Consider the following 13717-nt stretch of genomic DNA (forward strand, 5'->3'; position numbering starts at 1 on the left):
AAATACCATCGTCAATCATGAATGGGACAAATGTATCAAACACGATTCTGGAGCGGCTGGCCGGTGAGTTGGGGGAGCTGACGCCAGAGGCCCGCAAGGCGGCCACCTATGTGCTGGAGAACCCGCGCGATGTTGGCGTCTCAACCGTCCGCGAAATTGCTGATGCGGCCAATGTGAAACCCAACACAGTGGTACGCATGGCCCGGCAGGTCGGGTTCGAAGGATACGAGGATTTCCGTGCCCCGTTTCGAGAGGCGATCAGGCACGGTGCCGCCGATTTTCCTGAGCGTGCCAGATGGCTGCAGGATATCCGCAAATCAGGCGATCTTGGCGGCCTCTATGCTGATATGGTGCAAGCCACGCTGCGCAATATTGAAGAGACCTTTGCGGCGATTTCTGCCGAAGATCTGAAAGCGGCAGCTGAAGTGATCTGGGGCTCGGATAACGTCTTCACGCTGGGCGTCGGGGTGAATAACTCAAGCGCGCGCAACTTCACCTATCTCGCCTCAACCGGCATGGTGCGGTTTCACGCGATCCCAAGGGCCGGTTCGAACGCGATCGATGATCTGGCCTGGGCCGATAATGATGACGTCTTGATCGCCATCACCTGCAAACCCTACCGGGCCGAAGTGGTGGAGGCAGTGGCGCGCGCACAAACGCAAGGCATGCGGATCGTCGCAATCTCTGACAGCCCGGCCAGCCCGATCATTCGGATGGCGGATCATGGCTTTGTCATCGCCTGCGATACACCGCAGTTCTTCCCGTCATCAGTCACCACCGTCGCACTTTTGGAGACGCTGCTGTCTTTCGTGATCGCCGTGGCCAGCGACGAGATCGTGGAACGGGTCACGACCTTCCACGCCCGCCGTCATGAACTGGGCCTGTACCATGAAGAGCCATCATGACAATGCCCATCCGCTCTCTCGACGCCCGCTACTATACAGACCCTCAGGTCTTCGAGGTTGAGAAGCAGGGGCTTCTGGCCAAAACGTGGCAATTTGGATGCCATGCCGCTGATCTGGCGGAACCGGGGGCCTATGCCACCTTTGAGATTGCTGGCGAAAGCCTTTTTGCGATCCGGGGGCGGGATGACAGAATTCGGGTGTTCTACAATGTCTGTCAGCACCGCGCGCATCAGTTGCTCAGCGGCAAAGGCAAAACGCGCGTCGTGGTCTGCCCCTATCACGCATGGACCTATGAGCTAAGCGGCGCCTTGCGCTCCGGTCCCAATCTCAACGCGGTGGAAGGCCTCAACAAATCCACGATTTGCCTGACGGAAGTGCGGGCGGAAGAGTTCTTGGGCTTCGTCTTCGTCAATCTCGACCCGGACGCGGCCCCGATGGATGATTGGTTCCCGGATGCGCGGGCGGAGCTTGAGGAGTGGGTGCCCCAATGGCGCGATCTCAAGCCTCTGGAATGGGTCGAAATTCCCGAAAGCTGCAATTGGAAGGTGTCGGTCGAAAACTACTCCGAATGCTATCATTGCAGCCTGAACCACCCGACCTTCGCCAATGGCGTGGTGAAGCCGGAGACCTATGACATCCAGCCGCAAGGCAAGTGCCTGCGTCACACAACCGAGTGCCAGAGCCTGGAAGACATGACCTATGACATCAATTCGGGTTTTGCGCATAGCCATGAATATTCCAGCTGGTTTCTGTGGCCGGTGTTCTCGTTCCAGGTCTATCCCGGCAACGTGTTGAACACCTATCATTGGCGCGTGGTGGATGCGGGGCATGTGGTTGTCTGGCGGGGATGGTATTCTGCGCGAGGGGTTGAGGATGAAAAGGTTCGCAAATTGGCCCTCCAAGACCGCCAGACAACGGTGGAAGAGGACATTCACCTCGTCGAATCCGTTCAGCGCGGGCTGCAGTCGCGCGGATATCGACCCGGTCCGCTGGTTGTTGACCCGCGCGGCGGCGTGAATTCAGAGCATCCTGTGATGCACCTGCAAAAATGGATGCGAGACGCGATTGATGGCTAACTCTGTCATATCCGAGAGGCTGGTGCCCGTGCGTCGGCTCTTCCGCGTCCGTCGGGACGGGGAATTCATTGAAACCGATCGGACACGATCCTCATGAAATCCTATTGGCAAAACTACATTGACGGCGCGTGGATTGATGGCGGCGCAGGCCGGATTGATGTGATCAATCCCGGCACCGGCAAAAAGCTTGCAGAACATGCGCTGGCCGATGCCACCGATGTGGACCGCGCTGTCGCGGCAGCCCGGCACATGCATCACTCCGGCGCATTGTCTGATCTGCGACCTGTTGAGCGTGGGCGCATGGTACAGGCCATGGGCCGCTACCTGCTGGAAAACATCGACGACATCGCGCGGACCCTGACGCTTGAACAAGGCAAGCCACTTTGGGAAGCCCGGATCGAGGTTGAGGGCGCAGCCCGTTACTTTGAATATTATGGCAATCAGGCGGAAACCGTCGAAGGCCGCTCTATCCCGCTTGGCAAGAACTACTTTGATTTCACAACCTATGAGCCGTTTGGCGTCTCGGCGCAGATCATCCCGTGGAACTATCCTGTTGAAATGACTGCGCGGTCGCTCTCCGCCGCCTTGGCAACTGGCAATGCCTGCGTGATCAAGACGCCCGAACTGACACCGCTCAGCAATGCCTGCTTTGCCCATGCGGCAGAGGCGGTGGGCCTGCCCAACGGGGCGGTCAATATCCTGTGTGGTTTGGGGCAGGACGCGGGTGCGGCACTCTCGGCCCATCCCGACGTGAACCAGATCGTGTTTACCGGCTCCGTCCCCACTGGCATCGCGATTGCAAAGGCTGCAGCTCAAAACGTTGTGCCTTGCGTGCTGGAGCTTGGTGGGAAATCGGCGGCCATCGTCCATGACGACGCCGATCTTGCAGCATTCGAGAATGACGTGCGCTGGGGCATCTATTTCAATGCCGGGCAGGTCTGCTCTGCCATGAGCCGGGTGATTGTGCATGATAGCGTCCACGACGCTTTGGTCGGTCGCATGGTGGGCGTGGCGCAATCGCTCTCTGTCCGCCCCGGCATCGAACAGCCGGAATTCGGACCGACAATGGGCGCCATGGTATCGGAGGCGCAACGCGACCGTGCTGCCGACATGATCGCCGCAGCGCAGGAACAGGGCGCCCATGTCGCAACAGGGGGCCGTAAGCCAAATATTTCGGGCGCGTTTCTGGAGCCAACGATCCTGACCAAGGTCACCCCGGATATGACAATCGCCAATGAGGAGGTTTTTGGCCCGGTTCTGTCCGTTCTGAAGTTTTCGTCGGACGATGAGGCAATCAGAATCGCCAATGGCACGCCCTACGGTCTGGTGAGCGGCATATTCACCCGCGATCTCGACCGGGCAACGCATGCGGCGCGCAAGCTGCGGACGGGCCAGGTTTTCGTCAACGAATGGTATGCCGGTGGCGTTGAGACGCCTTTCGGCGGCTACGGGAAATCCGGCTATGGTCGCGAAAAGGGGCGCGAGGCGCTGTGGAACTACGTCCAGACCAAAAACATCGCAATTAGACTGAAAGGATAGGGGATGAGCGTGTTTGACGAGGATCTGTTTCTCAAAGGGCTAGAACAGCGCAAGTCAACGCTGGGGACTGCCTATGTCGAAAAGAACCTCGCCGCAGCCGATGACTTCACCCGCCCCTTTCAAGAGGCAATGACGGCTTGGTGCTGGGGCTTTGGCTGGGGTGACGACGTCATCGACGCAAAAACACGGTCGATGATGAACCTTTCGATGATCGGCGCCTTGGGCAAGATGGACGAATGGGAGACACATTGTCGTGGCGCGATCAATAATGGCGTCTCTCGGGACGAGATCCGGGCGATCATCCATGTGATCGGTATTTATTGCGGGGTACCGCAGGCACTCCAATGCTTTCGCGTTGCCCGGAAAGTCTTGGCGGACAATGAATCTGACGCCTGAATACTCCTTGCAAAACAGCCGCATCGAATTGTTTGCGGGTGGATAGGACGTCGGGGACACCTCAACGACCTCGACCCGACGTGCTTTCGCTACAGGTCCTTTCGCCGGAACGCGCCCTGAACGATGCGGTCGATCACCATGGCAACAAGCAAGATGGCGAGGCCACCGAGGATACCAGGCCCTTTCGCTGCAAATTGCAATGCCTCAAGGATCGTCTGGCCCAAACCACCGCCGCCGATGAGTGAGATGATCACCACCATTGAAAGGCACATCAGAATGGTCTGGTTGACCCCCGTCATGATCGATGGCCGCGCCAAAGGCAGCTCCACATCGCGCAGGATTTGCCAGTTTGAGGCACCGAAGGCGGATGCCGCTTCCTTGATGCTTTCAGGTACTCCACGCATGCCCAAGGCTGTCAGGCGGATCACAGGCGGCATGCCGAAGATGATCGTGGCCAGAATGCCCGGCGGGTTGCCGGTGCCAAAGAACGCGATGATGGGGATCAGATACACGAAGGCTGGCAAAGTCTGCATCAGGTCGAGCACCGGCTCGGCGAAGCGGTAGGCGCGCGGAGATTTCCCGAACCAGATGCCCAGCGGAATGCCGATGATCACGCAGAGGAACACCGCAGCACCTACCAGCGCCACCGTCTCCATCGCGATTTCCCAATAGCCAAGGAAGGCAATATAGGCGAGCGCGGCAGCGGTGAAAATCGCCACGCGCGGCCCGGCGGAGCGCCATGCGACGACGCAGATCACGGCCATCACCACGGGCCACGGCGTTCCGATCAGCGCCAGCGATATCCCGTCAAGCACACGCCGGACGCCGAGCACGATCCCGTCAAAGGCACCAGCACCGGCGACAGCGGCGGAGTCGATGACATCCTCAAGCCATCGGGCCGTGTTGCCATAGATATCCGGGTTGGCCGGGAAAGTGGTCAGCCATTCGGTCACGTCATCGACGGTGAAACGATAGATCGTCAGCGGTGCGATGATCAGCGCGAGCACGATACCCCAGATCATGTTGGGCGTGCTCCAGCCCGATTGCACGCTCTTGGGATCGATGCGCCATTCCTCGTATTTGTGCTCAAGGGCGCCGTTCGCCCAGAGGCCCTGCGCCACACGGATCGCAACCAGGATCAACAAACCGGCAATGAGGATCTGCAGGCTGTCAGCGGCCAATGCAGCCGCCTCCGCCCGGCTGGCCTCTGCAGCACGGAGAAGGTTGTTACCAAGTGTCTCAAACCGAGTCGGGTCTTCGCCTGCTGCCGTCGCTTGCGCCGCGCGTTCCATGAACTGCTGCGCGCGTTCTTCCTGTTGTGCGGCGCGGGCAAGGTTCTCTGCCCCAAGCTCGCCCCAGGTACCGCGCCCGATTTGCACCCAGGCGACGATCTCAAGGATCAGGAAGCCCCAGAAGCCACCCCACAGCCCGCGGGCGGCGGACCAGATTGGGCCTAAAAGTGCGGCGGCCGTGTTGAAGGTAAACGCGTATGGGCCGGTCGCCTCCTGGATCTTGCGAAATGCGCCCTGATAGTATTCAGCATTCTGCCCGGCAAATTCCGCAACAGAGGCGTCAAGCGCCTCACGGTCCGCTTTGATTTCAGCCACATTTGCGGCCTTGGGCGCTGCGGTTACATCGGTCATCCTTTGCCCCCCTGAATACCACGCAGAAGCGTTTCCTTGCTCACCCGGCCCACATCCTGGCCGTCTTTGGTAATGATGATCGGCCCCTCGGTCCCGACAGAAAGATCGATCAGCGCGTCCAGATCGCTATCCCCCTCTGCGCGGGGCGCGCCGTTCAGATGGCCGATTTCAGCCTCTTCCAACGGTTCCATAATTGTATGCGCCCGCACGAGTTTCAGTCGGCTGATGCCTTGGACAAACTCACGCACGTAATCGTCTGCGGGCTGGGTCACGATTTCCTCGGGCGTCCCAATCTGAACGATTACGCCATCTTTCATGATCGCGATGCGGTGGCCGATGCGGATCGCCTCATCCAGATCATGCGTGATGAAGAGCGTCGTTTTCTTCAAGTCCTCAACCAGCGACTTGAATTGGTCCTGCAATTGCAATCGGATCAGCGGATCGAGCGCCGAGAACGGTTCGTCCATCAGCAGAATCTCGGGGTCAGACGCAAGGGCGCGCGCGATCCCCACCCGCTGCTGCATGCCCCCCGACAATTCGCGTGGCAATCGGTCTTCGTAGCCGTCCAGATTCACAAGGTTGAGCGTATGCTCACTCACCGCCCAGCGCCGTGACTTGGGCACGCCACGAATTTCAAGCGGATAGGCCACGTTATCCCGCACCGACCGGTGCGGCATCAGCGCCATGTGCTGAAAGACCATCCCGATATGCTTAGCGCGCATCTCGCGTAGGTCTTTGGCATTCTTTTTGCCAACATCCTCGCCCAGCACGCGGATCGTCCCGGCGCTGGGCTCAATCAACCGGTTGACGTGGCGCACGAGCGTCGACTTGCCAGAGCCCGACAGGCCCATGATGCAGAAAATCTCACCGCGTGCGACCGAGAATGTCGCTTCGCGGACACCGATGACGGTTCCGAATTCTTCAAGGGCTTCGGGCTTGGTCAGCCCACGTGATTTTGCGGCGTCTATGGTTTCTTTGTCGCGGTTCCCGAAGACCTTCCAGACGTCGGACAATTCTACTACGGCTTCACTCATCGGTCTTCCCGGATGCAAAAAGGTTGCGCTGCGCGGAACACCCCGCGCAGCGGCATGTGTGATGGCTTAGTTCGTGAGCCACTCAAACACGAGTTCTTCGTTGTCGGCGATCCACTGCGTGGCAAAGTCTTCGGGATCAACGTCGTTGAGGCTGAGTTCCAGACCCATGGTCGACAGTGTTTCTGCCGGCATCTCGTATGCGTCAAAGAGCGCTGCGACGTCTGGGTGGTTCTCTTTTACCTCAGCAGCATAATGCAGGTGCAGGGTAGCACCTTTCCATGCGGTCGAGGCCTGGGATTTCTCCAGCCATTGCGGATCGTCGGTTGGCTGAACGATGGTCCAGGTCGCCGGATCATGGGCAGGCTCTTCGAGATAGACGAGGTCATAGGCCACGAAGATAAAGTGCGGCTCATAGCAGAAGCCGATCCATGGCTCGTTTGCTTCCACAGCAGCACCCAGCGCACCCCAAGCGACGGTGCCGTCATATTCCTCAAGGTCCATGACAGCGTCATAGCCATAGGATTTTGCGCGAATGCGTTCGATCACAGTTGAGGCCCAACCGGGCGCGCCGATCCAGACCTGAGGCGTGCCATCGCCGTCAGTGTCAAAGATCGCGGTCTTTTCGGGATCAGTCAGATCTTCGATTGATGTGATACCGTAGGTGTCAGCCGTATACTTGGTGACACACATCCCTTGCACCGCTTGCACGGGGTTGTCGTTCATCACGACAGAGCCGCGATCCTGAACATAGGTATCATGCAGGTTTTGCTGGTTTGGCATCCAAACCTCGGGATGCACATGCATGGAGCCTGCATCCATCGCCTCAAAGATAATGGGGTTTGTCCCGCTTTGCAGTTCAACGTCTAGACCGAAGTTCGTTTCGATCACTTGCTTGAGGATATGAGACGTCGCCACGCCAGAGGGCCAGTTGGGCATGCCCAGCACCAGGTCTTGCGCATGAGCCATTCCGAAACTCGCCACGCTGATCGCGCTTGCGCCAAGCGTCGAACGTATCATCGTTTTTAACATAGGTATTCTTCCTTTCCCTGTTGATCGGTCTGGTATTGTTGCTCCGACGCACGCGACCGTCGTGCGTCAAAACTGTTTTTTGAGTGTGGCTGCCCCTTTGCAAACGTCAAGATACCCTTCACAAGACAGTCCAGAGTGTCGACCCGACGGACTTCCTTTGGCAAGTGCCGGGCAATTGTCGAGAACTCGGTGCAGGCAATAAGTTGAATTTCCGCGCGTTTCTTGAGCAGTTCGCTTGATGCAGTGGCGAGAGTCGTGCGTGCGATGGAGTGCGGGCCCTCTGCCTTGATCTGCCGGATGGCGGCGAGCATCGCCGCGTCGTCGTCTGGATAGACGGCCTCTAGTCCCGCCTCTTCAAGGGCCTTGTCAAAAAGACCAACCTGTCGCAGCGCGGGCGAGGAAAGCACACCAACTTTGCGGCTTTCCACGCAATGCGCCGCAGCCTCTTGCACGGCCAGTTCAACCATGTTGAGGAATGGGATTCTGACAGCCGCCCTGATCTGCGGGGCGAAATGATGGGCAGTGTTGCAGGGCATGGCGAGCGCTTGAACACCGGCGTTTTCAAGGCGCTGCGCCATCGCAACCAGCACTGGCGTAGGGTCGCCGCAGCGTCCCTCGATCAGGTGCGCGATCCGCGATGGCACCTGCGGGTTCTGATCGACGATCAGTGGAATGTGGTCGGAATCATCATTGGCGGGCACGGCATCAATAACCCGCTGCATCAGATGCACCGTCGCCTTTGGCCCCATGCCGCCAAGAATGCCGATGGGTCGCAAAACGCTCACTCGGCTGCGAGGCTGCTACTGTGATCAAGCAGGACGGAATCGTAGCCAAAGAGGCCCGCAGAACCACCCGTATGCAAAAAGACCACCCGCTCACCCGGTTTGAACTTGCCCGTCCTGCAGTAATCGATCAGGCCCGCCGCCCCTTTGCCGGAATAGACCGGATCAAGCAGGATCCCCTCAAGCTCTGCAAACATCCGAATGGCCTCCAGTGTGTCCGCACGAGGCAAGCCATAGCCTTCGCCCACGTAGTTCGTGTCGGCCCGCACATCTTCGCGCGCGACAATGCCCGGACAGCCCAGAAGATCAGCGGTCCGGACCGCCAGATCGTAAACCATCTGCTCTTGCTTGGGCTGCGGCGCGCGGGTGCCGAAACCCAAAAGCGGAATGGCCGCATTGATGGCCTTCAGCCCTGCGATCAGCCCCGCCTGCGTGCCGGATGAGCCCGTGGCGTGCACCAGATGGTCGATCACGAGGCCCAAATCATTTGCCTGCCCGACAAGTTCCATCGCGCAATTCACATATCCCAATGCACCGGTCGGGTTAGACCCGCCGCCAGGAATAACGTAAACCACCTTGCCATTTGCGCGCGCGGCGTCCGCACTCTTGTCCATCTCGCCGACCATGTCATGGCCGCCGGGATATTTCTGCGTTGTCGCACCATGCAAATGATCCAGCAGAACATTGCCGTTCTGATTGTAGTTGTGATCGGTGTAGCCCGTCCGATCCTCCAGCAGTATATGACAATCCATCCCCAGACGCGCCGCAAAGGCAGCGGTTTGCCGGGCGTGGTTCGACTGCGTCGCACCTTGCGTCATCACGATATCGGCGCCGATTTTCTCGGCCTCTGCCATCAGAAATTCCAACTTGCGCGTCTTGTTACCGCCGCTGCTGATCCCCGTGCAATCGTCCCGCTTGATCCAAATCTCCGGCCCGCCGAGCTCCTTGCTGAGCCTTGGCAGCGGTTCGAGCGGTGTCGGCAGATGGGCAAATTTGAGCCGCGGAAAGCGCGCCAGATGCATCGATGCTTACCCCCAGTTATGTGACATCTCGCGTCACGCTGCCAAAGTTGTCCGGAGATTTCAAATTCGAAAAACACCTATCAAAATGCAAAACCTGCATGTTAGGGTGAATTTATGCGTTTGGAATGGTTGAATGATATCCTGGCAGTTGCAGAAACCGGGTCTTTGTCTGAAGCTGCGGACCGCCGCAACCTGACGCAATCGGCCTTTTCACGGCGCATCCGCGCGATTGAGGATTATGTCGGTGTGCCGCTCTTTGATCGCGGGCGCAAGCCGCTGCAAATGCATCCTACAACCCTGCGGCAGCGTGATCAGATCGCCAAGCTAGCCGACGAAATGCAGCAACTTGTCTCTGACCTGCGCATCGGCAGTGAGGCCAGCCAGAACCGCGTTGTCTTTGCCAGCCAGCATGCGCTCACCACCTCACTCACACCTGATCTCTTGCGCTGGCTGGGAACGCAGGCGCCGGATGTTTATGTCAGACTGCGTTCGGCCAATCAGGACGAATGCTTTGCTCTTTTACTGTCGCGCCAGGCTGATCTGGCCTTTGTCTACCGTGCCACAGGGGACGCGCATCCGATTGAGGCGGCATTTCTGGAAACCCTCACTTTGGGGCAGGACCGGCTCATCCCGGTTTTTGCCCAGGACATGTGGGGAGACCTGAACGAGCAGTATTTATCGGGCCATTTGCCCGTGGTGGCCTATCCTCGCGATGTGTTCCTGGGGCAGATATTGGACAAGAATATCCTGCCCACATTGAACCAGATGGTCCGTCCTGTGCCAAAGGTGGAAACCGCGCTGACCTTAGCTGCGATGGAATTAGCGATCATGGGCATTGCGGTGGCCTGGGTGCCCGCATCCTTGGCCTACCGGCACATAAACAACGACCAGCTTGTTGACTTATCGAGCACATTGCCGTCGATCAACCTTGATGTCACGGCGGTGCGCGTCGCTGGCAGCAGCAACAAGGCCAACACGCTGCTCTGGCAGCATCTTTTGTCGATTTCCAATGCCGAGATGTCTGGCTGACCGCAGTTGTAAAAGGCGGTCAGCCGATCCCTGGGTCGTTTAGAGGCAGTCCGCCAATGTGGCCGCCATGTTGCGCATCAGTTGCGGATAAAGCGCTGGGCCCGGCTCTAGCGCCGCACCAAGCGGGTCGATAACACCGGTGCTAGCCTCGGTGCCTTCCAGAACGGTCGCAACGATGCCGGGGTTGTATTGGGGCTCGGCCAGCACGCAATCCACGCCTTCATCACGGATACGGCCCTGGATTTCGGCGATCCGCGCCGGGCTAGGATCGGTTGCGTCGCCAAGTGAGATCGCACCGGAGGCCGGGAAGTCAAAATCAGCCTCAAAATATTGATAGGCGTCGTGGAAGACGATGAAGCTGCCGCCGCGTGCCGGATCAAGTGTGGAGTTGATCTCGGCTGACAAAGCCTCCATCTCGGCCCGCGCTGCCGCCGCGTTGGCAAAGTAGGTGCCCGCATTGTCAGGGTCGGCCGCTGAAAGCTGTGCGGCGATCACGTTCAGCCATGTGGAGGCATTTGTGGGGGAAAGCCATGCATGGGGGTCATGCTCGCCGTGATCGTGGCCCGCGTGATCGTCATGGTCGTGATCATGCGCGTCGGCTTCCGCATGTTCCTCATGGTCGTGATCGTGGTCATGCGCCTCAGCCTCGGCATGTTCCTCGTGGTCGTGATCATGCCCGTCAGCGTGTTCGTCGTGATCATGCTCATCATGGTCATGATCATGATCGCTGGCTTCTTTTGCCGCGTCATGGTCATGGTCGTCATGCCCATGCTCGTCATGATCGTCGTGTCCATGATCATGCGCTTCAAACAGGGCATCTTCGCGGAAATCGAGCAATGTCGTGCCGTCGGTCTCAAGCAATGTTGTGACCGCCGCACCTTCGGCCAGCGTGTCCACGGCACCTTCCATCCATGGCGTCAGATCCTCGCCGATCCAAAAGACGAGATCAGCATTCTGCAGGGCCGCGGCCTCTGACGGACGCAGGCTGTATTCGTGCGGCGACGCGCCGGGCTGGATGATCAGATCGGGCGTGCCGACCCCCTCCATCACACGGGCCACCAGCGAATGCACGGGTGCGATATCGACCGCGACATTCGGCACATCGGCCATGGCGGTGCCGCCCATCAGAATTGCGGTGACCGAGAGGGGGAGCAGCTTTCTAGACATTGGATATCTCATGTGATCTTATAACATTAGCAGCGGCATATATGATATGGAATAACATGACAAGCGACCTCGCATCCCTGTCTGACAAGGAAGCGCCAGCCTTGGGCTTTCACGAGCATGATCACGACACATGCGTGAGCGGGGCGCTCGCAGCCGCCGACGAACGATGCGCCGAAAAGGGCCTGCGCCTGACACCGGTGCGCCGCAAGGTGCTTGAGCTTCTGCTGCAGGAACATCGCGCGCTGGGGGCCTATACGATATTGGATTTGTTGCGTGATGCCGGCTTCGGCTCGCAACCGCCCGTCGCCTATCGTGCGCTTGATTTTCTGGTTGAGAATGGGTTCGTGCACAAGGTCGAACGCCTGAACGCCTTTGTCGCCTGCGCCCATCCTGGCGAAAACCACTCGCCTGCATTCATGATCTGCCGGGTTTGCGATGCGGTGGCAGAGGCCTATTCCACCCCTAGCAAAGGTGCGTTAGGCGCGGCAGCCCGCGCTGCAGGATTCCAGATTGAGCGCACCGTTGTCGAAGCCGAAGGCGTCTGCCCCGCTTGTGTAGACAAGGCCACCTCATGAACCTGATCGACGTGAAGGGCCTCGGCGTCTCTTACGGCGCAAATGCCGTGCTGCAGAATGTCAGCATGCATGTGGCACCCGGTGAGATCGTGACCATCGTTGGCCCGAACGGGTCTGGCAAGACCAGCCTGCTCAAAGCCATTATCGGCGCGCTGCAACCAGCTACCGGAGAGGTGACGCGGCGCCCTGATCTGCGCGTCGGTTATGTCCCGCAGCGTCTGCACATCGATCCGACGCTACCCATCACGGTGGGGCGCTTTATGCGGCTGACCGATCGGGTGGACCGAAAGACATGCACAAAAGCGCTTGACACCGCAGGTGTGCCGGACCTCTTCAACCGGCAGATGTCGCGGCTTTCCGGTGGGCAGTTTCAGCGCGTGCTTCTGGCGCGCGCCCTGATCAACCAGCCCGATATACTGCTGCTGGATGAGGCGACACAGGGCCTCGACCAGCCCGGCTCTGCCGCCTTTTACCGCCAGATTGAGGCTGTGCGGGCCGAGACAGGCTGCGCCATCCTGATGATCAGCCACGAACTCCATGTGGTGATGAGCGCCTCTGACCGTGTGATCTGCCTGAATGGTCATGTCTGCTGCGAAGGCACGCCGGCCGTTGTCGCCTCGGCGCCGGAATACCGCGCGCTCTTTGGCACCGGCACCGGGGGTGCGCTGGCGCTTTACCGGCATGACCACGATCATCACCATCATCACGAGGCCGCCGAGTAATGTTAGACGATTTTATGGTGCGCGCCACGCTTGCGGGTGTCGGCGTGGCCTTTGCCGCCGCCCCTTTGGGTTGCTTTGTTGTGTGGCGCCGCATGGCCTATTTCGGCGATGCCACAGCCCATGCGGCGATGCTGGGTGTTGCACTGTCGCTGGCCATGCAGATGTCGATCTTCCTCGGTACGGTCGCGGTTGCGCTGATCATGGCAGTGACCGTTACTCTGCTTTCCGGGCGCGGCTATGCGATGGATACGCTGCTGGGTGTGCTGGCCCATTCCGCGCTGGCATTCGGGCTTGTCGCGGTGTCGTTCCTGTCGGGTATCCGTATTGATCTGATGGCATATCTGTTCGGCGACATCCTCGCCGTCTCGCGAATGGACCTCTTGGTGATCTGGGGCGGTGCTGCGCTGGTCGTGGGGCTGATCATGTGGCGGTGGTCGGCGCTTTTGGCCGCAACGTTGAACGAGGAACTGGCCTATGCCAGCGGCCTTGATCCCAAGCGAGAACAACTGATCCTGACCCTGTCGCTGGCCATCACGGTTGCTGTGGCTATCAAGGTTGTCGGTGTCCTGTTGATCGCCGCACTCCTAATCATCCCCGCCGCCGCCGCGCGCGGTCTCGCCCGCACGCCTGAGGCGATGGCCTTGATTGCTGCGGCCATTGGGGCGGGGTCGGCGGTCACCGGATTGCGGGCGGCTTATGTTTTTGACACGCCCGCCGGACCCTCCATCGTTTGTGTTGCGGCTGTGCTCTTTGCGGTTTTCAGCACGCTCGGTTGGCGCGGGCAAAGGCAGCGGTAGC

General features: G+C 59.3%; 14 protein-coding genes. 8 read left to right on the forward strand and 6 right to left on the reverse strand.

Annotation, left to right across the window (positions count from 1 at the left end; all coding sequences use genetic code 11):
* The first annotated feature begins 17 nt into the window (after positions 1-17).
* The 4 genes from SLH49_RS14855 (at position 18) to SLH49_RS14870 (ending at position 3916) form a co-directional block, all read left to right on the forward strand.
* Positions 18-905, forward strand: coding sequence for a MurR/RpiR family transcriptional regulator (locus SLH49_RS14855; protein WP_320269945.1), 888 nt, complete (start codon positions 18-20; stop codon positions 903-905).
* On the forward strand, positions 902-1981 hold the full coding sequence (locus SLH49_RS14860; protein WP_320269946.1) for an aromatic ring-hydroxylating dioxygenase subunit alpha: 1080 nt from the start codon (positions 902-904) through the stop codon (positions 1979-1981). The genes SLH49_RS14855 and SLH49_RS14860 overlap by 4 nt, the downstream gene beginning before the upstream one ends.
* A gap of 93 nt (positions 1982-2074) precedes the next feature.
* Positions 2075-3520 (forward strand): aldehyde dehydrogenase family protein, encoded by a 1446-nt coding sequence (locus tag SLH49_RS14865; protein WP_320269947.1) that lies wholly within the window; start codon positions 2075-2077, stop codon positions 3518-3520.
* Positions 3521-3523: 3 nt separating this feature from the next.
* The gene (locus SLH49_RS14870; RefSeq protein ID WP_320269948.1) at positions 3524-3916 is read left to right on the forward strand and encodes a carboxymuconolactone decarboxylase family protein; all 393 of its coding nucleotides are present in this window, start codon (positions 3524-3526) and stop codon (positions 3914-3916) included.
* Between the two features lie 89 nt (positions 3917-4005).
* On the opposite strand, the gene SLH49_RS14875 is transcribed toward SLH49_RS14870, so the two are convergent.
* The 5 genes from SLH49_RS14875 to SLH49_RS14895 all read right to left on the reverse strand — a co-directional run bounded on the left by SLH49_RS14875 (position 4006) and on the right by SLH49_RS14895 (position 9426).
* Positions 4006-5559: an ABC transporter permease gene (locus SLH49_RS14875; RefSeq protein ID WP_320269949.1), complete on the reverse strand. Its 1554-nt coding sequence runs from the start codon at positions 5557-5559 to the stop codon at positions 4006-4008.
* Complete coding sequence (locus SLH49_RS14880; RefSeq protein WP_320269950.1) at positions 5556-6593, reverse strand: betaine/proline/choline family ABC transporter ATP-binding protein; 1038 nt, start codon at positions 6591-6593, stop codon at positions 5556-5558. Before SLH49_RS14880 ends, SLH49_RS14875 begins: the two co-directional genes overlap by 4 nt.
* A gap of 66 nt (positions 6594-6659) precedes the next feature.
* Positions 6660-7610 carry a glycine betaine ABC transporter substrate-binding protein gene (locus tag SLH49_RS14885; protein WP_320269951.1) on the reverse strand — a complete coding sequence of 317 codons (951 nt, stop codon included), beginning with the start codon at positions 7608-7610 and terminating at the stop codon, positions 6660-6662.
* 5 nt (positions 7611-7615) lie between these two features.
* Entirely contained in the window at positions 7616-8407 is a 792-nt protein-coding gene (locus SLH49_RS14890; protein ID WP_320269952.1) for an aspartate/glutamate racemase family protein, read from the reverse strand.
* Positions 8404-9426 carry a D-cysteine desulfhydrase gene (locus SLH49_RS14895; protein ID WP_320269953.1) on the reverse strand — a complete coding sequence of 341 codons (1023 nt, stop codon included), beginning with the start codon at positions 9424-9426 and terminating at the stop codon, positions 8404-8406. The genes SLH49_RS14890 and SLH49_RS14895 overlap by 4 nt, the downstream gene beginning before the upstream one ends.
* A gap of 114 nt (positions 9427-9540) precedes the next feature.
* On the opposite strand from SLH49_RS14895, the gene SLH49_RS14900 reads away from it, so the two are divergent.
* Positions 9541-10455 (forward strand): LysR family transcriptional regulator, encoded by a 915-nt coding sequence (locus SLH49_RS14900; RefSeq protein ID WP_320269954.1) that lies wholly within the window; start codon positions 9541-9543, stop codon positions 10453-10455.
* Positions 10456-10494: 39 nt separating this feature from the next.
* Here SLH49_RS14900 and SLH49_RS14905 read toward each other — a convergent pair whose 3' ends face one another.
* On the reverse strand, positions 10495-11622 hold the full coding sequence (locus SLH49_RS14905; protein WP_320269955.1) for a zinc ABC transporter substrate-binding protein: 1128 nt from the start codon (positions 11620-11622) through the stop codon (positions 10495-10497).
* A gap of 56 nt (positions 11623-11678) precedes the next feature.
* On the opposite strand from SLH49_RS14905, the gene SLH49_RS14910 reads away from it, so the two are divergent.
* Genes SLH49_RS14910 through SLH49_RS14920 form a run of 3 tightly spaced genes read left to right on the forward strand, consistent with a single transcriptional unit; the run spans position 11679 to position 13716 of the window.
* Positions 11679-12197 carry a transcriptional repressor gene (locus SLH49_RS14910; RefSeq protein ID WP_320269956.1) on the forward strand — a complete coding sequence of 173 codons (519 nt, stop codon included), beginning with the start codon at positions 11679-11681 and terminating at the stop codon, positions 12195-12197.
* A complete protein-coding gene (locus tag SLH49_RS14915; protein WP_320269957.1) occupies positions 12194-12919 on the forward strand; it encodes a metal ABC transporter ATP-binding protein in 726 nt (241 codons plus the stop codon). The genes SLH49_RS14910 and SLH49_RS14915 overlap by 4 nt, the downstream gene beginning before the upstream one ends.
* Positions 12919-13716 (forward strand): metal ABC transporter permease, encoded by a 798-nt coding sequence (locus SLH49_RS14920; protein ID WP_320269958.1) that lies wholly within the window; start codon positions 12919-12921, stop codon positions 13714-13716. The genes SLH49_RS14915 and SLH49_RS14920 overlap by 1 nt, the downstream gene beginning before the upstream one ends.
* The last annotated feature ends 1 nt before the right edge of the window (position 13717 follow it).

The sequence above is a fragment of the Cognatiyoonia sp. IB215446 genome (assembly GCF_033963825.1).
GTDB lineage: Bacteria > Pseudomonadota > Alphaproteobacteria > Rhodobacterales > Rhodobacteraceae > Yoonia.